The organism is Pseudomonas sp. URMO17WK12:I12 (assembly GCF_000514395.1).
Taxonomy (GTDB): Bacteria; Pseudomonadota; Gammaproteobacteria; order Pseudomonadales; family Pseudomonadaceae; genus Aquipseudomonas; species Aquipseudomonas mucoides.
Window position 1 is genome coordinate 35,196 of sequence record NZ_AZVV01000012.1, and the last position, 24,448, is coordinate 59,643.

At 59.4% G+C, this 24,448-nt stretch carries 15 protein-coding genes and 1 pseudogene; 11 read left to right on the forward strand and 5 right to left on the reverse strand.

Annotated elements, in window-relative coordinates; translation table 11 throughout:
- The first annotated feature begins 2 nt into the window (after positions 1–2).
- The 4 genes from D882_RS0117435 to D882_RS0117450 all read left to right on the forward strand — a co-directional run bounded on the left by D882_RS0117435 (position 3) and on the right by D882_RS0117450 (position 6,657).
- The gene (locus D882_RS0117435; RefSeq protein ID WP_027924409.1) at positions 3–1,571 is read left to right on the forward strand and encodes an FGGY-family carbohydrate kinase; all 1,569 of its coding nucleotides are present in this window, start codon (positions 3–5) and stop codon (positions 1,569–1,571) included.
- A gap of 239 nt (positions 1,572–1,810) precedes the next feature.
- The gene (locus D882_RS0117440) at positions 1,811–3,100 is read left to right on the forward strand and encodes a phospholipase (RefSeq protein ID WP_027924410.1); all 1,290 of its coding nucleotides are present in this window, start codon (positions 1,811–1,813) and stop codon (positions 3,098–3,100) included.
- A 70-nt stretch (positions 3,101–3,170) separates the two neighbouring features.
- The gene (locus D882_RS0117445; protein WP_177327619.1) at positions 3,171–5,126 is read left to right on the forward strand and encodes a DUF1302 domain-containing protein; all 1,956 of its coding nucleotides are present in this window, start codon (positions 3,171–3,173) and stop codon (positions 5,124–5,126) included.
- Between the two features lie 157 nt (positions 5,127–5,283).
- Entirely contained in the window at positions 5,284–6,657 is a 1,374-nt protein-coding gene (locus D882_RS0117450) for a DUF1329 domain-containing protein (protein ID WP_027924412.1), read from the forward strand.
- Positions 6,658–6,791: 134 nt separating this feature from the next.
- Here the strand turns inward: D882_RS0117450 and D882_RS1000000133570 are convergent, their stop codons facing one another.
- Both D882_RS1000000133570 and D882_RS1000000133575 read right to left on the reverse strand, forming a co-directional pair.
- A complete protein-coding gene (locus tag D882_RS1000000133570) occupies positions 6,792–7,655 on the reverse strand; it encodes a methyl-accepting chemotaxis protein (protein WP_371258951.1) in 864 nt (287 codons plus the stop codon).
- Positions 7,650–8,711 (reverse strand): annotated as a pseudogene (locus tag D882_RS1000000133575) (methyl-accepting chemotaxis protein); the annotation flags it as partial. The pseudogene D882_RS1000000133575 and the gene D882_RS1000000133570, both read right to left, overlap by 6 nt.
- A 259-nt stretch (positions 8,712–8,970) precedes the next feature.
- Here D882_RS1000000133575 and D882_RS0117460 point away from each other — a divergent pair.
- Both D882_RS0117460 and D882_RS0117465 read left to right on the forward strand, forming a co-directional pair.
- Positions 8,971–9,642 (forward strand): histidine phosphatase family protein, encoded by a 672-nt coding sequence (locus D882_RS0117460; protein WP_027924414.1) that lies wholly within the window; start codon positions 8,971–8,973, stop codon positions 9,640–9,642.
- A gap of 25 nt (positions 9,643–9,667) precedes the next feature.
- Positions 9,668–10,531, forward strand: a complete 864-nt coding sequence (locus D882_RS0117465; protein ID WP_027924415.1) for a phosphatase PAP2 family protein — start codon at positions 9,668–9,670, stop codon at positions 10,529–10,531.
- On the opposite strand, the gene D882_RS0117470 is transcribed toward D882_RS0117465, so the two are convergent.
- The gene (locus D882_RS0117470) at positions 10,482–11,921 is read right to left on the reverse strand and encodes a glycosyltransferase family 39 protein (RefSeq protein WP_027924416.1); all 1,440 of its coding nucleotides are present in this window, start codon (positions 11,919–11,921) and stop codon (positions 10,482–10,484) included. The two genes, D882_RS0117465 and D882_RS0117470, sit on opposite strands and share 50 nt — an antisense overlap.
- A 342-nt stretch (positions 11,922–12,263) precedes the next feature.
- Positions 12,264–13,670: a DUF2252 domain-containing protein gene (locus D882_RS0117475; RefSeq protein ID WP_027924417.1), complete on the reverse strand. Its 1,407-nt coding sequence runs from the start codon at positions 13,668–13,670 to the stop codon at positions 12,264–12,266.
- Positions 13,671–13,814: 144 nt separating this feature from the next.
- On the opposite strand from D882_RS0117475, the gene D882_RS0117480 reads away from it, so the two are divergent.
- Both D882_RS0117480 and D882_RS0117485 read left to right on the forward strand, forming a co-directional pair.
- Positions 13,815–14,120 (forward strand): hypothetical protein, encoded by a 306-nt coding sequence (locus D882_RS0117480; protein ID WP_027924418.1) that lies wholly within the window; start codon positions 13,815–13,817, stop codon positions 14,118–14,120.
- A gap of 549 nt (positions 14,121–14,669) precedes the next feature.
- A complete protein-coding gene (locus D882_RS0117485; RefSeq protein ID WP_027924419.1) occupies positions 14,670–15,623 on the forward strand; it encodes an antitoxin Xre/MbcA/ParS toxin-binding domain-containing protein in 954 nt (317 codons plus the stop codon).
- Between the two features lie 69 nt (positions 15,624–15,692).
- Here the strand turns inward: D882_RS0117485 and D882_RS0117490 are convergent, their stop codons facing one another.
- The gene (locus tag D882_RS0117490; protein WP_027924420.1) at positions 15,693–16,610 is read right to left on the reverse strand and encodes a hypothetical protein; all 918 of its coding nucleotides are present in this window, start codon (positions 16,608–16,610) and stop codon (positions 15,693–15,695) included.
- Between the two features lie 438 nt (positions 16,611–17,048).
- Here D882_RS0117490 and D882_RS0117495 point away from each other — a divergent pair, with 438 nt between their 5' ends.
- The 3 genes from D882_RS0117495 to D882_RS0117505 all read left to right on the forward strand — a co-directional run bounded on the left by D882_RS0117495 (position 17,049) and on the right by D882_RS0117505 (position 24,426).
- Positions 17,049–17,981 carry an NAD-dependent epimerase/dehydratase family protein gene (locus tag D882_RS0117495; RefSeq protein WP_027924421.1) on the forward strand — a complete coding sequence of 311 codons (933 nt, stop codon included), beginning with the start codon at positions 17,049–17,051 and terminating at the stop codon, positions 17,979–17,981.
- 63 nt (positions 17,982–18,044) lie between these two features.
- Complete coding sequence (locus tag D882_RS0117500) at positions 18,045–20,858, forward strand: bifunctional glycoside hydrolase 114/ polysaccharide deacetylase family protein (RefSeq protein WP_027924422.1); 2,814 nt, start codon at positions 18,045–18,047, stop codon at positions 20,856–20,858.
- Positions 20,836–24,426 carry a tetratricopeptide repeat protein gene (locus tag D882_RS0117505; protein ID WP_027924423.1) on the forward strand — a complete coding sequence of 1,197 codons (3,591 nt, stop codon included), beginning with the start codon at positions 20,836–20,838 and terminating at the stop codon, positions 24,424–24,426. Before D882_RS0117500 ends, D882_RS0117505 begins: the two co-directional genes overlap by 23 nt.
- Positions 24,427–24,448: the final 22 nt, after the last annotated feature.

The following is a 24,448-nucleotide window of genomic DNA, read 5'->3' on the forward strand; positions in this document are numbered from 1 at the left end:
CCATGGATAACCACCCGAACAAGCGTTACCTGTTGGCCATCGACAATGGCACCCAGAGCGTGCGCGCGTTGCTCTTCGACCTGCAGGGTAATTTGCTGGGCAAAGGCAAGGTCGAGTTGCAGGCCTATTATTCGTCTCAACCCGGTTGGGCCGAGCAGGACCCGGAGTATTACTGGGCGAAACTGGGCGAGGCCTGTCAGCAGGTGTGGCAGCAAACCGGTATCGATCGCTCACAGATTGCCGGCGTGTCCCTGACCACCCAGCGCGGCACGGTGATCAACGTCGACGCCCAAGGCAAGCCGTTGCGCCCGGCGATCCTCTGGCTCGATCAACGCCAGAGCGAAGTCGAAGGCGGGATCAAGGGGCCGTGGGGCTGGCTGTTCAAACTGGTCGGCGCGCAAGCCACCGTGGATTATTTTCGCGCCCAGGCCGAGGCCAACTGGATCGCCCGCCACCAGCCTGAAGTCTGGGCGGCGACCGACAAGTTTTTGCTGCTCTCGGGGTTTCTGACTCATCGCCTGTGCGGGCGTTTTGTCGATTCCGTGGGCTGTTGCGTTGGCTACTTGCCGTTCGATTTCAAACGTCTGAAATGGGCCGCGCCCAGCGACTGGAAATGGCAGGCGCTGGCGGTGCGGCCCGAGCAGTTGCCGAGCCTGCACAAACCCGGTGAAACCCTGGGTTTCATCACCGCTGAAGCCAGCCGTCACACGGGCATTCCCGAGGGGATTGCGCTGATCGCGGCGGGTGCCGACAAGGCCTGCGAAGTCGTCGGTTCTGGCGTCGTCGATGCAGACACGGTGTGCCTGTCCTATGGCACCACGGCGACGATCACCAGCACCCGGTCGCGCTACCTGGAAATCGTCCCGTTGATTCCGCCTTACCCGTCCGCATTGCCGGATCAATACAACTGCGAGGTGATGATTTATCGCGGCTACTGGATGGTCAGCTGGTTCAAGAACGAGTTCGGCCTGCGGGAAATGCAGCAGGCCAAAGCGCAGGGCATCGAACCCGAGCAACTCTTCGATGCGCTGGTCGACGCCGTGCCGCCGGGGTCGATGGGGTTGATGCTGCAACCCTACTGGTCGCCGGGTATCCGTGAGCCGGGGGTGGAAGCCAAGGGTGCGATGATCGGCTTCGGCGACGTGCATACCCGCGCGCACATTTACCGGGCGATCCTCGAGGGGCTGGCGTATGCCTTGCGCCAGGGCATGGAGAAGATCGAGAAACGTTCGAACATCTCGGTCAAGCGTTTGCGCGTTGCCGGTGGTGGTTCCCAGAGTGATGCGGCGATGCAGCTCACGGCGAACATTTTTGGCCTGCCGGCCGAGCGTCCGCATGTCTATGAGGCGTCCGGTCTGGGCGCGGCAATTTGCTGCGCGGTGGGGTTGGGTCTGCACGCGGATTTTCCCACGGCGATCGCGGCCATGACTCGGGTGGGGGCAGTGTTCATGCCGCAACCCGAGGCGCAGCAGATTTATGAGCGACTGTACAAAGAGGTTTACCTGCGCATGTACCGCCAGCTCAAGCCGTTGTACCAGAGCATCCGCAAAATCACGGGTTACCCCGCTTAGCCGACCACCTCAAATCCCTGTGGGAGCGAGCTTGCTCGCGATAGCGGCGCGTCAGTCACCATCGATGTTGACTGTCACACCCGCATCGCGAGCAAGCTCGCTCCCACAATGATCTTCGGTGTTTTCTGCACCGGGGCGTGGCGCTATCGGAGAACTTTTCTGGTGAGATTGGACAGTGTCAGGGGCAGGGTCGGTTGTTAGGCTCAACCCCACTGCTCATCCAATAAGAACCAAAAGCAATGAAGCTGACATTCCTCCTGTTGCTGCTTTGTGGAACGGCACCGATGGCGTGGGGCTGGTCCAACCATACGGTCGGCAGCTACCTGGCGTTGCAGGATCTGCCGGCCTTGCGCGATGCCCCGCAGGTCGAGGTTGAGCCGTTGGAGCAGTTTCTCGCGCATCAATACCCGGCCGTTTCTGCGCTGCTGGACGAACAGGAACGCTTCGCCCGTGAGCACTTCGCCCACTACCCGCCGCGCCCCGACAACCTGAAATTACCCGCCATGCCTGGGGACAATCTGCGCCATGACTTCCTCACCGCGCTGCGGATCAATCCGCGGATTTATCTGACGATGGTTATCCAGCCGATGCCCGGCAAGGACCTGCCCGAGCGAGAACACCTGAAGGCCGAGCAGGTCATGGTTGAACAGACCCTGTCGCCGTGGAATCGCCAGCGTTTCATCCGCGTGGCGGACGGTGAAAAAGTATCGCCCCTGGCCGTGTTGGCCAGCGCCGCCGAGGAGCCTGATTACGGCCACGACATCAACCTGTTCAACGACAACCCAGGCGAGCTGGGCGCCTTGTACGGCTTCGGCCCGCAGCCTTTCGGCGATGCGCGGTTTCCGTACAGTTCCCAGGCGCCGTTTCATATGGGGTTCTTCCATGAAAGTGCGGTGGTGTATGCCGCGGCCGGATTTCTTCAGCGCAGCTGGCCGGACTGGCGCGCCTACCAATACATGGGGTTGGCGCGACTGGCGTTTGCCAGCGGCCATCCTTACTGGGGTTATCGTTTTCTCGGCTGGGGCCTGCACCACGTTCAGGACCTGACCCAGCCTTATCACGCCAAAGCACTGCCCGGCGTCGAGCTCGCGAGTCTGCTGTTGCTGGAAAGCAAGGCGCTGGCCGGCTTCGATGCCGACAAGCATGCCGCCATTGAACGGGTCGCCACCCGGCACACGGAAGTGGAGAAGTATCAGTCGACCTGGCTTCGGCGCCTGCTGCGCGCCGGCCAGGCACATCCGATGCTCGACGCTTACACGGACTCTGCACAGGACGCCGGTTACCCACCGTACTCGGTCGACTACCTGCGCGAAGTGGTGAGCGCCGAGTCCACCGACGAATCCGCAGCGTTTGATGAAGCCATCGGGCAGTGGCTGGAGACCGCCCCGATCACCCGCGATTTCAGCGCCGGTAACCAGGTGCAGCGCGAAGACTTCGACCATCCGGCTCTGAACCAACAGCTGTTCAAACTGCTGGGGCATTTCGGTGCGCACAGCCGGATATATGTCGATGCGGGATTGGCGCCATAGCCATCGCGGCAACGTCGCCTACTCACACAGGCAGCATAAAAACAATAAAACCAGGGAAGAGGAACAGATCATGAGAACCCGATTTCGCCTGTCTGGCGCGGCGCTCCCCGGCGTCGGCCTGGCAGGGCTGCTGCAACTGTGCGCAGTCGACGGCGTGCAGGCCGAGGAATTCAGTGTGCTGGACAATCAGGTCACCGGCTCGTTCGACAGCACGTTGTCCTATGGCCGCTTGTGGCGGGTCCAGGGCCGGGACAAGAACAACGACGACGTCAACACCAACGACGGCAATCGCAACTTCGACACCGGGCTGGTTTCCGAGGTGTACAAGATCACCTCGGAACTTGAGGCCAACTATCAGAACTACGGGATGTTCATGCGCGGCACCGCGTTCTATGACACCCAACTGATGGACAAGCGCAACGATTACTACCGCAACAACAACCCCTCACAACCGAGTCAGAGTTACCCGCAGGACGACCACTTCACTGGCCAGACCCGCGATATCGCTGGCAGCCGGGTGGAGATGCTCGACGCTTACCTCTATGGAAACTGGGAGGTCGCGCAGATGCCGGTCACGGCCCGTATCGGCCGTCAGGTGTTCAACTGGGGCGAGGGGATTTTCTACCGTGGCGGGATTAACACCACCAATCCGGTGGACGCCGCCAAGTACCGTTTGCCCGGCGCTGAAGTCAAGGAAGTGCTGGTGCCGGTGGAAGCGCTGAGCTTCAACATCGGCCTGACCGACACCCTGACCATGGAAAGTTTTTACCAGACCAACTGGAAGGAAACCCGCATCGACCCGGTCGGTACGTTCTACTCGCAGACGGACCTGTTCGCCGATGGCGGCAACACCGGCTACAACAACTTTACCGATACCGCGCTGGACACTCCGGTGCCTGGCTTTGGCAACGTGATCGGTTTGTACAGCGCGCTGGGCAACAACCCGTTGCTCAATCAGACCCTGAGCACCACCGGCCTCTACGCCAGCGGGGTCACGCCGACCTTCGGCAATACCGTCAAAGTGGCCTCGGTCGGCAAGGATTACAACGCGCGCAATGACGGCCAGTTCGGGTTCGCGTTTCGCTACATCGCCGAACAACTCAACAGCACCGAGTTCGGCGTGTACATGGTCAATTACCACGCCAAGGAACCGACCATTTCCGCCGATCTGGGTGGGTACAAAGGCATCGACATGAATGCCCTGACCAACCTGTTGACCGGTGTCGCCGGCAGTCAGGCGGGGCAACTGGCCAACGGCCTGGCGACCGTGGATGTGCTGGGCAATATCCAGGCGCATCGCCGTTACGCCGAAGACATCCGCATGTACGGCTTCAGTTTCAACACCACCCTGGGCCAGGCATCGGTGTTCGGTGAAGTGGCCTATCGGCCGAACCTGCCCATCGGCGTTGCGGCCACCAACGACCTGATCGGCGACCTGGCCAACGGCGCTGCCGCCGCAGCAGCCGGTCAGACCATCAACATTGGCGGTCAGCAGGTCACGCTCGCCAGCCAGATCAATAACGCCGAGCGAGTGGAAGCGTTCAACACCTCCCTGGGCACCATTTACAACTTTGGCCCGGGCTTGTCGTTCGACTCGATGTTCGGGGTGTTCGAACTGGCGTCCGAGCACCTGCGCGGCAGCAGCCTGCATTACACCGCTTATGACGGCAGCACGCGTTACTACGCGGGCACCGGCAACTTTTCCTATGTGTCCGGCGGTGATCGTGCCGACCAGGTCAACCGCGACTCCTACAGCTACACCGCGATGATCAACGGCACCTGGAACGACGTGTATGCCGGGGTCAACGTCTCGCCTTACGTCGTCTACAAGGACGACTTCCAGGGCAACAGTTATCAGGCGGGCAACACCATCGAGGGCCGCAAGGCCTACACCCTGGGGATCAAGGCCAACTACCAGAACAAGCTGGAGGCCGAGCTGCAATACACCGAGTTCTACGGCGGCGGGCAGGACAACGGCCTGCGTGACCGCGACAACGTCGGCTTCAACCTCAAGTACTTCTTGTAAGCGCCATACACAAAACCCCTGTGGGAGCGAGCTTGCTCGCGATGAGGGCGGCACAGCCAATACAGATGTCGTCTGGCAGGCCGCTATCGCGAGCAAGCTCGCTCCACAGGGATCTGCTGTGTTTTGCAGACCTGCTGGATTTTTTCGGAGAACGATGATGTTTCACACTTCACGACTGACCCAAACCACACTGGCGCTAATCCTGAGCCTGGCCGCCGGCAGCACGCTGGCCGCCATCTCGCCCCAGCAAGCCGAACAACTGAAAACCACCCTGACCCCGCTGGGCGCCGAGCGTGCCGGCAACGCCGCCGGGACCATTCCGGCGTGGGCCGGCGGTATCACTCAGGCGCCGGCCGGCTACAAACCCGGTCAACACCACCCGGACCCGTACGCGGCGGACAAGCCGCTGTTCACCATCACCAAAGCCAACCTTGATCAGTACAAGGCCCACCTCAGCCCGGGTCAGGTCGCCCTGTTCAACAGCTACCCCGACACCTTCCAGATGCCGGTTTATCCCTCGCGCCGGTCGGGTTCGGCGCCGCAGTGGCTGTACGACAATACCTTCAAGAATGCGACCTCGGCCAAGCTGCTCGAAGGCGGCAGCGGGTTTGCCGATGCCTATGGCGGTGTGCCGTTCCCGGTGCCCAAGGACGGGATCGAAGTGCTGTGGAACCACATCACCCGTTATCGCGGTATCTATGTGGTGCGGCGTGCTTCCGAAGCGCCGGTGCAGCGCAACGGCAGCTTCGCGCTGGTGACCTCGCAGCAGGAAGGGCTCTTCAACTATTACCGCCCGGGCGGACAGTTTGCCGACCTGAAAAACATCCTGTTTTACTACCTGGCGTTCGTGAAGAGCCCGGCCCGGCTGGCCGGTGGTGCGGCGTTGATCCACGAGACCCTGGACCAACTCAAGGACCCGCGTCAGGCCTGGGTCTACGACGCCGGCCAACGTCGTGTGCGCCGTGCGCCTAACCTGGCGTATGACACGCCGATCGCCTCATCCGACGGCCTGCGCACGGCGGACGATACCGACCTGTTCAACGGCTCGCCGGACCGCTACGACTGGAAGCTCAAGGGCAAGCAAGAGGTCTACATTCCGTACAACAACTACAAAGTCGGCAGCCCTGATGTGAAGTACGCGCAGTTGCTCACACCGGGCCACCTCAACCCGCAATTCACCCGTTATGAGCTGCATCGGGTCTGGGTGGTCGAAGGCACGCTCAAGCCGGGCTCGCGGCATATCTATTCCAAGCGTGTGCTGTTTCTCGACGAGGACAGTTGGGGCGCCGCACTGGTGGATCAATATGACGGGCGAGGGGAGTTGTGGCGGGTGTCGATGGCCTACCTGAAAAATTTCTACGACCTGCCCACCACCTGGAGTGCGCTGGACGTTTTCCATGACTTGCAGGCGCGCCGTTACTACGTGCAGAACCTGGACAACGAAGAACCGGCCACCGTGGACTTCGCCCAACCAGTGCCGGAAGACGCGTATTTCATGCCATCGGCATTGCGTCAGCGCGGGACTCGGTGAGTGGCGACATTTGATCATGCCCACGCTCTGCGTGGGCATGCAGCCCGTGACGCTCTGCGTCACATTGAGAAGCAGACGCGGAGCGTCCGTTGCGGCATTCCCACGCGGAGCGTGGGAATGATCAAGACGGCGACTTAAACGCGGAAGTGGCTGACCATCTGCTGCAATTGACCACCCAACCGCGCCAGTTCAACGCTCGACGCAGCGGTTTCATCGCTGGCGGCGGCGGTCTGTTCGGACACGTCGCGCACGTTGATGATGCTGCGGCTGATCTCTTCGGCCACGGCGCTTTGCTGTTCGGCAGCGGCGGCGATTTGTTGGTTCATCGACTGGATGTTGGACACCGTGCGGGTGATGTTTTCCAGCGATACACCGGCCTTGCGGGTCAGCGCGACGCTGCTGTCGGTGAGGGCGCGGCTGTTGTTCATGACCGCCGACACTTGTTGCGTGCCATTTTGCAGGGCGGCCACCAGGCCTTCGATTTCTTCGGTGGACTTCTGCGTGCGCTGGGCCAGGCCCCGCACTTCATCGGCCACTACCGCAAAACCACGACCGGCTTCACCGGCGCGCGCGGCTTCAATCGCGGCGTTGAGCGCCAGCAGGTTGGTCTGTTCGGCGACGGCCTTGATCACGTCCATCACGCTGCCAATCTTGTCGCTTTCCTGTTGCAACACACTCATGGCTTCGGTGGAACGCACCACTTCGCTGGCCAGACGCTCGATCTGGGCGATGGCTTCGTTGACCACTTTGTCGCCTTCGCGGGCTTCACCGTCTGCCGCGGCGGCGGCTTGCGACGCTTCTTCGGCATTGCGCGCGACTTCCTGCACCGTGGCGGTCATCTCGTGCATGGCGGTGGCGACCTGATCGGTCTCGATCTTCTGGCTGTTCACCCCGGCGCTGGTTTGTTCGGTCACGGCCGACAGTTCTTCGGCGGCGCTGGCAATTTGCGTGACGCCGTCGCGGATGCCGCTGATCAGGTCGCGCAGGGTCACGCCCATGCGCGCGATGCCTTGCTGCAACACGCCAAGTTCATCACGGCGCGTGACTTTGACGTCCTGAGACAGGTCGCCGCTGGCGATGCGTTCAACCACGGCCAGGGTGTCGCGGATCGGGCCGGTGATTTGACGGGTGATGATCACGGCGGCAATCACGCCGACCAGTAACGCGAGCAAGGTGCTGATCAATTGCAGGGTACGTGCCTGGGTGCTTTCGGCGTCGCGGCGGTCGAGCTGGATCTGATACAGCTGATCGCTCAGGGTCACGATGGCGGCCCCCTGGTCGGTCATTTCCTTGCGCGCCTGCACCGCATCGGCGTTGGCCGCTTTATACGACTGCAAGGCGCTGCGGTAGGCAACCAGCGCGGTTTCCAGCTGACGCAAGGCGTCTTGCTGAGTCTCGGCAAACTGCGCATTCAGTGGTTTGAGGCTGGCGATCGCGGCGTCCAGTTGGCCGACGGCTTTTTGCTCGGTCTCGGCATTGGTGGTGGCGGTGTAACCGCGCACTTCGTAGCGGGCCAGGATGAACGCTTCCTTGGCGGCGGTGATGGCCTGGAATTGCTCGAAGCGTTGATCGCTCAGCGGCATTTGCTGCACGCGACTGCTGATGGCTTCGATCAGTGTGCTGGCGGTTTCAGCATTGGCGCCCATGGTGTCGCGGGCACTGTTGCCGGTGCGGTAGGCGCTGCGCATTTTGTTCAGCGAGGTCTGGTACGCCGCAATGACGGTGCCTTGCTCTTTGAGCAACTTGAGGTTTTCCGGGCTCTTGAATTTCGACAGCAACGCTTGTTGCTGAGCCGAGAAGGCGTCGAGGGTGGTCTGGACGTTCTGCGCGGCGGTTTCGTCGCCGTTGGTCAGCATGTATTGCAGGCGAACGACGCGCAGCTTGGTCAGGCCGGCATTGAGCTGGGTGATGTCGCTCATCCAGTTGCTGCGGTCAATCAGGCTGCCCAGGCTTGTCCAGCCGGTCAGGGCCAGGACGCAGGTCAATGCCAGGACCAGGCCGAATCCCAGGCCCAGTTTCATGTTCACGCTGATATTGCCGAACCAGCTATTCATCAATTCCTCCAGGAACGTTGTGCTTCTTGATCGTCGGTTGGCTGGAAGATTGTTGTTTTTGGGAGCCAGCAAGGTAGGTAGCAGGTCTGTATCGGCCGCATCCACGAGAGCTGAAAGGATTTTTCAGGGCGCAACCTGTAACAAGACTTTGCGCAGCTTTTAAGCTTTTTTTCACATACGTTTCACCCGCTGCCGACGCTTGCCTCTCTAGTCTCAGCGGATTTAATGAGCGCGGTACGTGCCGGCGAGGCGGCTTGGTGTGGAATTGAGACTGAATCTACTCGGGATAAAACGCTCGATCGATTTGAGCCGCTATGCCCGCTATCGCAATGCGGCGGTGGTGCTGGCGTCGGCGCTGTTGGTGATTCCGTTGACGATCTGGCTGTTGCAGCCTGCCGCCGTGCCGGACCTGGCCCATGACAATGTTGCGGGTGCCAAGGCACTGATGGACGGTTGGGCCAAGGGTGACATGATCGTGCTGGTGCGCCATGTCGAACGCTGTGATCACTCCCCGGCCCCTTGCCTGGCAGGCGATGATGGCATCACCGAGCGTTCCCGTAGCGTTGCGGTCAGTGTCGGCGAGCAGTTCCAGCGCCTCGGAATGAGCAAGGCGGACGTTTACAACAGTCCGATCCTGCGCACTGCGCAGACCGCCAATTTCATGTTCAGCAAGGCAGGCGTCGGTGAAGACTGGCTAATCAGTTGCAAGGGCACTATGTTGCGTGATGCCCTGGCGCACAAAGTGGCGGGCCGCAATTTGGTGCTGGTGACCCACAGTGAATGCATGGCGCAACTTGAAAAAGACCTCAAGTTGCCGACGTCGACCCTGGGTTACGGCGCCTCATTGTTTATCTCCGCTTCAACACCGCAAACGACACACATGTTGGGTTTCATTGAAGCCTCCGATTGGCACACGGTAACCACCGAATGACTTTTTCTCTGGATCAGGACACACAATGCTGAATTTTTCCCGCCACCGCTTTTACTGGGTGAACTTTGGTATTGCGCTCGCCTGCGCGGCCGTGGTTTTCCTGATGTTCGACATGACAAAAATCGACATCTGGTTCAGCAACCTTCTTTTTGACCCGGCCACCCAGACCTTCCCGCTCGACAAGGTTCACTTCTTCGAGAAGCTCACGCACAAGTGGGCGCGGATCATTCCGAACTGGACCGGTGAAATCGCCTTGATCGGCATGTTGCTTTCGTTTGTCTGGCCACTGGTCAACCCGCAAAAACGTCCGCGTATCGGTCAATTCCTGGAGCGGATCAAAGCCGCCCCGGTGCTGCGGTTTACCGCCGACCATCGCCGTGACTTTATCTTTGTGGTGGTGGCATTTGCCGTGTGCACCGGCGTGATCCATTTCCTCAAGGCACACACCAGCGTGTACTGCCCGATTGAAACGACCCTCTACGGCGGCAAGATTGCCCACATGGAGTGGTACAACAACTTCCAGCTGTTCCGGGAAGCCGGTGACGGTCGCTGCTGGCCGGGTGGGCATGCGTCGGGCGGTTTCACCATGCTTGCGCTGTATTTCGTTGCGCGCCGCTACCAATGGCGTTTTTCCAAAGCGGTGTTGTGGTTTTCGTTGGTGCTGGGTTTCGTTTACGGCACTACGCGGGTTCTGCAAGGCTGGCACTACATGTCCCACACCTTCTGGGCCGGGATCTTTGTCTGGCTGGCGTGCTTGCTGACAGCCCTGGCGTTTTACGGTCGGGCCAGGCTGGATGTGCCGGTGCTGCAAAAGGCCGAGCGCTCCAATGTTTATGTGGCTACAGACTCACAAAGTAGTAAGCCTGTCGCCCCACCGTCATTGTCTTGAGCACTTTCAACGGTGCGGCCGGTTCGGTATCACCGGACATGACCGCGACGTTGGACGCTGATGCCGCCAGAAACTCATGCAGTTGCGCGTCAGTGTCCAGGCCTTTGAGCAGGCGCTGGCTGTAGAACACACTGGCGCCGCCCACCCGCTCATTGGCCTGGAACAAGGCGACGAGTTGTCCATTGGCCTGCATGGTCTGAATCTGTGCGATCAGCGGCACAAAGGATAACGTGCGATCCGCCAGCGGCATCGCCCATTGTGCGGCGCCAAGGTAGCCGCCAATCACCACGGCGAACACGCCGATCACCCCACCCCGTCGATACCGTGCGATGCAGCCCAACAGGGAGGCGGCGGTTTCACGCGTCTTCAGTTTTGCGTAGAGCACGCTCGCGTATTCCGCCGCAATCACCGCTGCCGCCGGTGTCATCGACATCAGGTACACGGTGCGTTTGCTTGAGGCCAGCGTCAGCATGGCGAACTGTGCCAGCAGCCACAGCGTGAAAAACAACAAGTAACGATTGGCCATCAGGCTTTTACGGAAATGCCACAGCCCCAGGTACACCAGAATGTTCCATGGCAAAAACGCTTGCGGCAGCTTGGCCAGGTAGTAGTAGAACGGTTCGTAATGGCCGGCCTCGACGAACGAGCCGCTGAAGCGTCCGACACTGTTGGTCAACAGCACATCCGTCACGGCCTGCGCACCACTTTGCCGGTAAAGCAGGGCGAGCCAGATCAGCAACGGCGCCAGTCCCAACAGCGTCAACAGTGCGGGGCGCAGCCAAGCCGACAGGTTCAGGCGCTTGTCGATCAACGTGTCGGCCAACAGGTACGCGAAGATCACCACACCCGGCATCGCCAGGCCCAACACGCCTTTGCTCAAGGTCGCGATGGCAATCCCTGCGCAAAACAGCATCGCGTTGCCGAGCGTCGACTGTCGATGCCCTTGAAAGAGCGCGAGCAATGCCATGGTCACACCCAATGCCAGCAAGGCGTCTTCACCGACGCCACGCACGTTGCTCCAGTAACTGGCCATGGTGGCGAGCAGGATACCCGCCGTCCACGCGATTTCTTTCGGGCGGCCAAACCGGCGCAGCATCGCGTAAAGCATCATCACGCAGAACAACCCGGCAAAAGCCGACGCCAGTCGTACGGCCCACGGTGTGCCGCCGAACACGCGAATTGCTGCGGCATCGAGCCACAAACTTAATGGCGGTTTTTCAAGAAACGGCTCGCCAAACAAGCGGGGTGTCACCCAGTCGTTATCCAGGTGCATTTCCATCGCGATCCCGGCGACCCGAGCCTCGGTGGAACCTTGCAGTTGGTAATTGCCCAGCGCGAAGAAGAACAACAAAGCGGCAAGCAGAAACAGTGAAGCGGCGGGGCGGGACATGGACGTCGATGACCGGACAGAGAGCTGAGAGGCCGATCATAGGAAATGAGAGCTGAACGAAATGTGAACGGCGCGTAGTAATCGAGTAATAGAAAACCCCAACCCATTGGCAGTGCCGATCAGTTAAGCCTGATCGCAATCCTACAAAAATGACGTTGCGGCAGAAATTGCTTTACTGATCGGCATTAGCCTAATGGCGACCCTTTCTTTCAGGCAAAAAAAAGCCCGCGGGAGGGCGGGCAAACCGTAGTTTCTTGAATGAGCGAGGGCAATGTACCGATTGTTGAGGCGCGATGGGGTGAAGAAAAGTTCATGTAGATGAACGCCCGCGCGCCAGTGTGTCTACGGCAAGTGATCCGCCGCAAAGTCCGCCTCTGAACGCGCGCGCAACTGGCCTTTGCGGCAGGCTTGCTGGAATCGTTCATAGTCGCGGTCATTCTGGTCGGTGTACTTTTTTGCATACTTGACCAGGGCTTCCGCCAGCGCATCGCTCTTGCCGATGTAGCCGCTGATCTGCGAGGCGTGCCCGGATGATTTGGCATGCGCGCGGGCGAGGGCGCGACCACACAAACGTCCGTAGGCCGCAAAGGCTTCGGCATCGAAGTTTTCCAGTTCGGCTGAAATCTTCATGTCGCGCAACTGGCGCACATAAAAGTGTCGACCGCTGGGGCCGGTGGCCCAGCCGAGGAACAGGTCACTGGCCGACTGCATCAAGCGCTGACCATTGACCACGCGCTGCCCCTCATGGCGGACACGTGATTTGACCTTCACGTAATCAGCGAGCACCGAACGCCGCGCTTCCTTGAATTGCAGGAACAACGGGAACTCCTGTTCATCCGTCAGCAACGCCACCAGGCAACGGGTGCCGACACTGCCCACGCCCACCACTTTGAAGGCCATGTCGTGAACGTGAAACCGTGACAGCAACTCCCGCCGGTCAGCTTGAAGTGTGGCTCGGTAATCGCTCATGAACGTTTTGTACAACGGGCGCCAGTCCGAGAGGCGCAGCCAGTCATCGTCGGCATCCAGCAGCGTGGTGTCTTTATGCAGGTGGAAAATTTCCGGCAGGTCATCGCGAATCACCAAATGACCTTTCGCGTCACGCTCGCTGATCTTTGGCAGCAGCTCGGCATGCGTCCGCCGCTCGGCTTTTGCGATGGCGCGCTCCACATGCTCCAGCGTGCTTTTGCTCGCCTGCTTGAGCAAATCATCGTAATTGATGGACTCGTACCAGTTTTCCAGAGAGCTTTGTTGGGCACACTCGAGCATGGTGTCCTGATAGGCGCGCACAACCTGGAGACAGACGTTTTCTTCCACCGTCTCACCATGGCGCAAATCACGGGCCGCCACCATGAAACTCGCCACCAGGCGCTTCACGTCCCACTCCCAAGGGCCGGGGTGGACCTCGTCGAAATCATTGACGCTGAACAACAAATTGCGCTCAGGTGTGGCGAAACCGCCGAAGTTCATCAGGTGGCAATCGCCGCAGATCGTCGACACCAGCCCCATGTTGGACGTGGTCGCCAGGTCGTGAGCTTGCAGCAAAGCGTTGCCACGATAGAAGGTGAACGGCGACACGAGCATGCGCCCATACCGCAACTCGACCAGCGACTTCACCCGGCCTTCGCTGGACCGCTTGATCAGCGGGATGGGGTCACGGGTCACTTTTCCCATGGACGCTTGAGCACTGCGCGAGCAGTTTTTGCGAGCATCCTTGCCTTGCTTCAAACGGTTTTCGAGGGTGGTCATGGGGGCTCTTTTTGGGTCGGTGTCATGAGGTGGGATCGAGCTGAGTGTAGAAGGGGTTCGCAGGCTCATCCAAAGTGATTGAGCAGCGACTAATCTGTCCTTCATGCCTTTGTTCCCACTCGCAACCCGGCAACAAGGAGGCTTGTGCTCTCACTGCTTATATCGCTGCTGCTGGCCTTCCTGATCGGCTGGGTGTCCCAGCGCATGGGCATGTGCCTGGTCAATGCCACGGGGTTGTTGCTCAGGCGTCGACCGACGTTGTTTGTGTCTTTGATCACATGCGGTTTGTTCGGCCTGTTACTGGCGCCGCTCTATGCAGTGTTTGGTGTCAGTCAGCCGCTATTCATTCCTGAAGTCGGCTATCTGTCACTGGTAGGCGGCGGGCTGTTGTTTGGTCTCGCCTCGGTCCTGCTGTCAAACAGGGATGGGTGGCAGCCGTACGCGGGTTGACAGACCGGCAAACCAGAAACCGGTGCATCCGAAGATGCCCCACGCACAACCGCCATGAAAAAAATGCACACGCGTAAGCATGCCGTTTTATCAGGAAGAGTGAAAGTTACTGGTTTTCAGCCTGTCAAAGCCGATCGCTGTTTTGTAGCGACATCTGAAGGCTATCGACGCAGAACCGCTTCCGCCAGTTCATGGAAGTCGATACGAGTTGCGGGAAGTTTCCTAGGACTTGGACTACATATTTTTTCAGGGGAGCGAATGTTTCTTGGAATACGGTTTGGAAGTGTCAGAGGAATCAAACTACATTCACCAACCTACATTCCTACAGGGTGTGTCGGTTGACTGCTAGGAAGCGGATACCTCAATGTTTGTTCATTGCCTCGGCAGGTCGACAACTTTCAATGATCATCAAATGGGCATTGACGATTGTGGTTTAACTGCTTAAAGTCTGCGTCAACAACTAACCCATATCTCCGGCGTGGCGTGACCATCTGGAGAATGGGGGAAAAAGCCGACGAAAGTCGGTTTTTTCGTATCTGGAGCATGGAAATGCAACAAAATCTGCAGATCGGACCTCTGCGAACGCGTATCTATATTGACGGCTATAACTTGTATTACGGTTGTCTGCGAAATACTCCTTATAAGTGGCTCGACATTGTGGCTCTTTTTGAACGCTGCATACTTCCATCGATTCTTTTGAGGTGCGAACTGGGGGATACACTTATATCGAGTCTTTCATCTGCTCCATCAATAAAATATTTCACAGCAAAAATCGTGGAGCGCGTGGCACGTGGTAGCGACTCTGTTTCATCTCAGGCGCGCTATCACACTGCATTAAGGAAGCTGTATACCGATGATGTTCAAATTATCGAGGGCTACTTTTCTGTGAGTAAAACCATCGTAAAAACGGTGGACGATAATTATCCGAATCGAGCTCCGCGCGAATGTCATGAAATGCTTGTCTGGAAAATAGAGGAGAAGCAAAGCGACGTAAATATTTCGCTGGAGGCCTATCACGACTCCCTTTCAGGCTCTATCGATCAAGTGGTTTTCGTGACTAATGACACGGACATAGCTCCAGCTTTAAAAATGATTCGCGAACATTCTCGTGTGAAAGTTGGACTGGTTATTCCAACAACGGATCATGAGCGTGTACCGAACACCGAGCTTGCCAATTTGGCTCACTGGGTCCGGACACACATCACCAAGGACGAGCTTGCATCTAGCCAATTACCCCGCGTGATCCTTGGGCGAAAACCGACGGTAAAGCCAGAGTCCTGGTATGCCCGACCAGATTTGCTGCACAAAATCCTGGCGTTGGCGATTCCAGTAAAAGGAGATAAGGGGCGAGCGTTCAAGTGGATGGGACAACCTAATCCTTATCTTGATAACAGGTGTCCAATTGACCTTGTTGAAACGGAAGAGGGTGCCCAACAAGTGATTGATTACATAACCCTCTGGCTAGGCACTCGGGCTTCGGAAATAGAGCTTCAACCGGACTGAGGGGATTACTCAACTATCCATGTGAAAAGATGCGTGCAAACATTTTGAATGCTATGCGTGCGTGGATTCTCAAAACTCAGTCCCCTCACCCCCCTTCAAAACCCACCCAGCCTCCCCAGCCACCAACCGATACTCAACCTGCCGCATCTTCCCCGTCCTCCCCGCCCCAGCCTCCGCACTGTCATAAACCGGAAACCGCCGCACCAGCGCATTCTCCACCACTGCAAACTCATCTTCCCCCTGATACCCCTCGGCCACTTTCGCGTTCTCACTAACCGGCGGAAGGTAAATCTCGCTCAGCGACTTCTTATGGTTAGCCGCATACGCCACCAACTCCCCCGGCATCCCGCGCCCCGGTGCTCTGGCGAACACGTAAATCTCCGGCGAACCATCGCGATCCAGGTCGGCGACTTCTGCGCGGGCAATGTTGCCTGTCAGTGGTCGAGTGATCGCCGAGTTGTCGATTTCCAGCCCTTGCGGCGAGATACGCACCACGGGATTCCCGTCCACCCATTCACCCTTCACCTGAAAGCGTATGCCTTGCAGCTCGAGTGTTTGATCAAACGGCTGGGCGCTGTCCGTCACCGGGCTGAGGTTCAATGAGAGGTTGTAATTAGCCACTTCGTTGCGCCGCGCCGCATTGCGCATCAGGTACACCTGGACCGTGTACACCCCATCAACAGGCAACGGGCCCATGAAGTGGTTACCCATGATCGAACCGTTGAACAGCGCGGTGTCCTGGCCTTTGGTGGCGATGTTGAAGTACGCCGATGCGTTGGAGGGTTTGAGGTCGACGGTCAGTATCTGGCCTGCTTTTGCGCTGACGCGGTATTGCGCGGTGAGTGGGCCTTTGATGGATTGGTCGAACCTGGCGCTGTCGCTGCCTTTATCAAAAGGAACCTGCTCGACACGTGGTTCGACCTCGGAGGCAGCCTGCGCAAAAGTTGCGATGATTGAAAACAGACCGACGGTAATCCAGCGATTCATGATTAGTTTCCGCGAAGTGCTGAAACGAAAGGATAGATCAGTGAATCAATTCGGCCGAAAACCGATTGGATCTGCCCAGAAAGCCCGGTCTGGATATCGCCGCGATCCGCCTCGATTCTGCGGTCATCGTCCAGTGGCTTGTGTCGATAAGTATTGAAGTACTGACGCAAGTTCAGCGTCGACGGGAGAAGGGTTTGTAACCGGACGTAGAAGCCCGGTTTAGACGAGTCTGTCGGGCAAGCGTGGCAATAACATGACACTTTGAATCTAATAAATGCCGTCAAATAAATGACTGTTTTCCAGTTCGGCGTTAGTTTAGACAAACTATTGACAGTCCCCCTCTGAACTCCCATTATCGGCCGCGTTTTGGTGGCCTTGCGCCATAAAAGCGGCGGAATTCAACCACTCGTATCCGCTCAACTGTTCAGGGAGAAAGTCATGTTTGTCGAGCGAATACTGGTTACCGGCGGGGCGGGTTTTATTGGGTCGCACCTTGTTGAAGCGTTGCTTGGCAAGGGCTACAAGGTTCGCGTGCTGGATAATTTGTCGACCGGCAAAGTGGCTAATCTGCCGATGGACAATGCCAATCTGAACCTGGTCATCGGTGATGCGGCGGATGGTGTTGTCGTTGAGCAGGCCATGCGCGATTGCAGCGCTGTCGTTCACCTGGCGGCGGTCGCCTCGGTGCAAGCCTCGGTGGATGATCCGGTCAGCACTCATCAAAGCAACTTTGTCAGCACCCTGAACGTCTGCGAGAGCATGTCGAAGGCCGGGATCAAGCGCGTGGTGTATGCGTCCAGCGCGGCCATTTACGGCAATAACGGTGAAGGCACGGCGATTCACGAAGACACGCCGAAATCCCCGCTCACGCCGTACGCCGCCGACAAACTGGCCGGTGAGTACTACCTGGATTTCTATCGCCGCGAACACGGCCTGGAACCGATGATCTTCCGCTTCTTCAATATCTTCGGGCCGCGCCAGGATCCGTCTTCGCCGTACTCCGGCGTGATCAGCATTTTCACCAAGCTGGCCATGGCCGAGCAGTCGGTGGCGATCTTTGGCGACGGTGGGCAGACCCGCGATTTCGTTTACGTCCAAGACCTGGTGAGCATTCTCGTCCAGGCCCTGGAAGTGAACGAACCGAGCCCCGGTGCGGTCAACGTTGGGCTCAGCCGTTCCACCAGCCTCAACGACCTGATCGCCGAATTGGGGACTGTCGTCGGCACCCCGTTGAAGGTGATTCATCACGCACCACGACAAGGCGACATTCGCCACTCGCGTGCCAACAACGCTCGCCTGCTCGAGCGTTTCAAACTCCCTGAGCCGACCACCATCGGCAAGGGTTTGGCGCAGCTAATCCGCAGTCTGTAACGCGGCCGGTCCCCCGGCACGACGTTCAATCAGCATCGACTCAGTCACACTCAAGAGTGCGTTATGGAAATCGTTTTTCGCAGGACGCGTGTCCGCTCGGCCGCCAAACGGCTGTTGGCTGCCATCGCGCTTATCGTGAGTGGCCCGGCTGCCCAGGCCGCCGCGTTGCCACAGCCCTCTAGTGTGACGTTCTGGTACGCCGATCAGCCGCCGATTCCGGAGCTCGCACAGTTCGACTGGTCGGTGGTCGAGCCCGGGCACATGAGGCAGGGCGACGTGAAAACCCTGCGTGATTTGGGCAGCCAACCATTCGCTTACCTGTCGATTGGCGAGTTCGCCGGCAACAAGGCTGACATCGACAAAGCCCACCTTGGCGGCGCAGTCAGCCCGGTGCGCAACGGCGCCTGGGACAGTCAGGTGATGAACCTGGCAGCGCCGGCGTGGCGTGAACATTTGTTCGGCCGCGCCAAGACGTTGCAGGCCGAAGGCTATGCCGGGTTGTTCCTCGACACCCTCGACAGTTTCCAGTTGCAGCCCGAAGCGGACCGAGAAACACAGCGCCTTGCACTCGCCAGTTTTCTGCGCGAATTGCACCAGCGTCAGCCGACGCTGAAGCTGTTTTTCAACCGTGGCTTTGAAGTCCTGCCCGAGCTTGACGGTGTGGCCGCCGCGGTGGCGGTCGAGTCGATCCATGCCGGTTGGGATGCGACCGCCAAGCGCTATCGCCCGGTGCCTGAGGCCGACCGTGCGTGGCTGGAAACCCAGATCCAGCCGTTGCGCGCCAAAGGCATCCCGCTGGTGGCCATCGACTATTTGCCGCCGGAACGTCGCGATGAAGCGCGCAAGCTGGCCAAACGTCTGAGCGAAGAAGGGTTCATTCCGTACATTGGTACACCTGAACTGGACTCGATGGGCATCAGCAACATCGAAGTCCAGCCGCGCCGGGTCGCGCTGCTGTTCGATCCGCGCGAAGGCGACCTGATCCGCAACGCCGGCCACACCCTGCTCGGCGGCTTGCTCGAATACCTCGGCTACCGGGTGGATTACCTGCCGGTGGACAACACCCTGCCGCAGTACCGCTTCAGCGGTTTGTACGCCGGCGTCATCACTTGGATGACCAGCGGCCCGCCGCAGGACGCCCCGGCGTTCAACACCTGGATCGGCAAGCGCCTGGACGAGCAAGTCCCGGTGGTGTTCTTTTCCGGGCTGCCGATTCTGGACCCGTTGCTGCTCAAGCGTCTGGGCCTGACACGCGAAGCGCCCATCGCCACCCAAGCGTTGAGCATCACCTATCAGGACAAGGCGCTGATCGGAGCGTTCGAAGCACCGGTGCAGCCCCGATCCCGTGACCTGACCGCGATTTCCCTGCTGCCCAAAGGCCCGAAAGCCGCGTTGCTGCTGACCGCCGCCGACGGCCAGACCTTTGCGCCGGTCGCCGTCGCCGACTGGGGCGGACTGGCGCTTGCGCCGTACATTCTCGAAGCGAACAACGAGCGCAGCCGCTGGATTCTCGACCCGTTCGCGTTCCTTCAAGCCAGCCTGCGCCTGCCGGTGCAACCGCGCCCGGACACCACCACTGAAAATGGTCGACGTATCGCCACCGTGCATATCGACGGCGATGGTTTCCCGTCGCGCGCCGAAGTACGTGGCACGCCGTACGCCGGCAAGCAGGTGCTCGACGATTTCATTCGTCCCAATCCGTTTCTGACCTCGGTGTCGGTGATCGAAGGTGAAATTTCGCCACGCGGGATGTTCCCGTTTCTCGCCCGCGAGCTGGAGCCGATTGCCCGTGAGTTGTTCGCCGACCCGAAAGTCGAAGTCGCCACGCACACCTTCAGCCATCCGTTTTTCCTGCAGCCTGAACTGGCCAAGCAGCGTGAAAATTTCCATCCGGAATACGGCTTGAAAATGGCCATTCCGGGCTACGACAAAATTGATTTCCGTCGCGAAATTTTTGGCTCGCGCGACTACATCAACCAGCACCTCACCACCCCGGAAAAACCGGTGAAGATGGTGTTCTGGCCGGGCGATGCGTTGCCGTCGGCCGCCACGATCAAACTGGCTTACGACGCCGGCCTGAAAAACGTCAATGGCGCCGAGACCATGATGACCAAGGCCAACCCGTCGCTGACCGGTTTGAACCCGTTGCTGCGTCCCACCGAAGGCGGTTTGCAGTACTACGCGCCGATCATCAACGAGAACCTCTACACCAACCTGTGGAAAGGCCCGTACTACGGCTTCCGCGATGTGATCGACACCTTCGAACTCACCGACAGCCCGCGACGTATGCGCGGCTTGCACCTGTATTACCACTTCTACTCGAGCACCAAGCAGGCCTCGATCAAGGCCATGGGCGAGATCTACGGCTACATGAAAACGCAGCAGCCGATGTCGCTGTGGATGAGCGATTACCTCGATCGTTTGCACGGTTTGTATCAAGTGAGCATGGCGCGCACCGCTGACGGCGCCTGGCAAATTCGTGGGCTCGACGCACTGCGTACTGTGCGGCTCGACCCGCAAATGGGCTGGCCGGACCTGATGCGCTCGCAAGGCGTTGCCGGTGTTCGCGACTTGCCGCAAGGCCGTTACGTGGCCTTGAGCCGCGACCATGCATTGCTCGTATTGCGTCCCGATCGGGATGAAAGACCGGCACTGGAGGACGCCAATCTGCCGCTGGTGGACTGGCGCTACGTGGATGAGCGCCAGGTGGACTTTTCGTTTGCCGGGCAGGTCGATCTGACCTTCTCCGTGCGCGCCTCGGGCACATGCCGGGTTGAAGTGGACGGACAACGTTTTGCAGGCAAGGCATCCGCCGGCCTGTGGACTTTTCAATTACCAATGAAGCAGGTGAGTCATGGTCAGCTCTTCTGCAACTAAGTCTTCAGCCACTAAAAGCAGCCGCCTGCTCAATCCGTGGACATTGGCGGTGGTGGCCGTGGCGGTTGGCGGCATCCTTTGGCTGACGTTCCAGCGCGAAGAAGTGTTCCAGCCCGATGGTCGTGAACCGGATGCGGTGTCGGCCAATTACGCCGAACTGCTGTTGTCGGCGCACCCGGACGACGATCACTTGCGACTGCAATTGGTCGACCTGTTGATTCGTCTCGGCGACTACACCAAGGCGCGTCAACACCTTGAGAGTTGGCCGAAGCCGGAGCTTGGGTTGCAGGCGTATTACCGGCTGGAACTGGATGCGCTGGAAGCGGCGAAGGCTGACGATCCGGTCGCGCAGAAGGCGTTGATCGAACGCCTGCAAGGCTTCGATCACAGCATGCTGCCGCTGCCGCAATTGCAGAACCTGGCCAAGCTGGCGCTGACCCTTCAGGCACCGGCGTTCGCCGCCAGCGTCTACGAAGAAATTGCCGGGCGCGATCCGGCGCAGCGCATCGAGTCGCTCAAGTCCGCCGCGCAGTGGTATCTGGCCGGTGAGAAACCGGATCGCGCCGCCGAGATTTATCTGCAACTGAAAAAGGACAGTAAAGGCTCCGAGCGCCGTGAATACGCACAACTGGCCTTCAACAGCCTGTTGGCCGCCGGTCACGGGGACCAGGCCGTGCAGGTGCTCGCGGATGAATTGGATCAGCTCAAGTATCCGCAAAATGATGCGGCGTGGCTGGAGCAGGGCGTCGATGTCGCCGTCGGCAGCCAGCGCTTCGATCTGGCGCAGCGATTCGTTGATCAGTGGCGAGTCTTGCAACCAGACAACCCGCAAATCCTCAGGAAGGAATTCGGCATGCGCCTGGCGCTTGGCGATCTGGCCGGTGCCTGGGAAAGCGGTGAGCAGCTCGTGGCCGAACACCCGGATGACTTGGCCTTGCTCGAGCAAATGGCCCATCTGGGCGAATGGCGTGGCGACGGTCAGGCGGCCCTGGCCTATTGGATTCGCTTGCTGAAACTGCACGAAGACCCGCAAACCCGCGAACACGCGTGGCGTCTGGCGAGCCAGCAGTACGACTTCGATCAGGCGATTCCTTTGCTCGCCGACATCATGCAGCAGCGTGCGCTGACTGACGTCGAACTTGATGCGCTGATCTACGGCCACGAATCACGCGGCACGCCGACCGAAGCCGAAGCCTGGTTGCGCGCTTACCTGAACAAGTACCCGACCCATCGCCTGGCGTGGACGCGTCTGGTGCAGAACCTGGAAAACACCGGGCAGTACGCGCACAAGGCCGAGACTTACAAGAGCTACTCGAAACGTTTTGCACTGACCACCTCCGAACGCATCGATTGGGCCAACACCTACTTGAAGCTGTTTGATAATCAGTCGGCGTGGGGCGTGGTGCAGATCGATAACCGCAAGATCACCGACGAGGAATATTGGAGTCTGCGAGCCTCGCTGGCCTGGGCTCTGGAACTCGACGACGAGCTGCAAGCGTCTCTGGAAAAACTCCTCGCCCTGCGCGGTTCGCTCAACAGTGGCGACGAAAGTCAGCTGATCACGATGTACCGCACCAGCGATCCGAAACGCGCCCTGACCATGATGGTCGGCAGTTGGCAGCGCGTGCATGATCCGCTGCGTCTGGTCGAGGCCTTGCAGCAAGCTCAGGACTTGCAGGACTGGCCGCAAGTCGCCGCCCTGCTCAAGAGTGCCGAGCAATACCCGGACGCCAACGAGCAGGCGCAGGTATTGGCGATTCGCGGTGCTTTGGCGGTGCAGCAGGGACAAACCGAGGAAGCACAGCGCTTGTATCAGTTGGGACTGTCGCGTTTCCCGGATGACAACCTGTTCCGCGAACGCCTGATGTGGCTCTACATCGATCAGGGCAATACCACCGCGCTGAAACCGTTGCTGACTGAATGGCGCCCGCAAGCGCGGCAAGACCGGATTCTGTGGCTGCCGTTCGCCAGTGCCAGCCAGTTGCTCGGTCGTGAAAGCGAAGCGTTGGCCTGGTATCGCCTGTACCTCAAGACCAGTCCGCAGGATTGGCTGGTGCGTGCGGCGTATGCCGATGCCCTCGAAAGCGCCGGTTATCGCGATGCGGCCCAACGCCTGCGCCTGAAGTTGCTGCGCAGCCCTGAGGGTGAAGAGATCAAACCGTCTTCCCAGCGTTATGCGATCTGGTTGCGTCTCATGGCCAGCAGCTATTCGCCGGGCAAAGCAGCGAATGAAGTCGCGCAGTGGAAGGACGGTTCGCCGGCGATGCTGCAATTGTGGTTTGAACGGTTGCTGGCGCGTCTCGACGCGACGAACCAGGAATCGCAGAAAGACCAGTGGCTGGATTGGGCACGCAGCCAGGGCTTGAAGGTCGAGCGCTATGAAGAGATTCAGCAAGCCTTGCGCAGCCGCAACAAGCAGCAGGTCGAAACCCTGTTGGCCAGCAACGACCTGAACCCGGCGCAACGTGCGCAGGCCCTCAGTCGTCTTGGCCGATACGCCGAAGCCCTCGACCTTAACGAATCCGCATTGGGTGACGATCAACCGGCCGCGGTACGTGAGCAATTGCGTCGCCAAGCCGTGGAACTTCAGGAATTGACGCCGCAAGGCGCGCAGTTGTCCTGGCATCAACAGGATTTCGGCGGCCTGGAATTCAACGGCCCGCGCCTGCAAGTGGCGCACAATCTGGGCGATCAGTGGTACGCCAACCTTGAGCTGGAGCAGGGCACGTACAACAGCGATCAACTGATTGAATCGCGCATGGGCGACGAGAATAACGCCGGCCTGACCTTGCAGCGTTTCGTCGAGGACGGCAGTTACAAGTTGTTCGCCGACACCAGTCAGCGCAAGGACGACGACCGCAATGGCCTGGGCCTGTCGCGGATCTGGCAGCTGGACGTCAGTGACCAGATCGAAGCGGGCCTGGACTGGAATCGCAAGAGCGAAGACAGCGGCTTGATGCGCGCTTTCGGCCAACACGACAGCCTGTGGCTCGGCGGTCGTCACGGCTTGTCGGCGCGGGATCAGATCAGTTGGGAAGTGGCGCAGAAATCCTTCTCCACCCGCGCGGGCGATTCCCTGGGCAACGGCCAGGCGCTGAAGATGGAATACAACCACACGCTGGAGTTCGCCGGGCCTAACTGGACCGTGCGCAGCGGTGTCGATTATCAGCACAACAACGTCAAGGACCGCACCCTGGATTACCTGTCCAGCGCCAACGGCGGCCCGGTGAAAAGCGTTGATAACTCGGATGATCCAGCGGTCGTCACGGCCGAAGATCTGCTGCAAAGCCGTTACGGCCAACTCTATGTCGGCAGCTCCTGGCGTCGCGGTTTGCCGGGCGCGCTGGTGCGCACTCGTCCGCAATACACCTGGCTGGTGGACGTCACGGCGGGCTGGCAATGGCTGGATCAAACCTTCAACTACGGCATCAACACCGGGATCGGCGTCGAAGTGCTGGGCGATGACGAATTGGCCCTGACCTTCGGCTACCAATCCGCGCCACAAGGCGGGGATGGTCAGGCGGGCGGAACACTGGGTGTGAGCTACGGCGTGCGATTCGGACGCTGATCATGAAATGTTTACGGGAGAA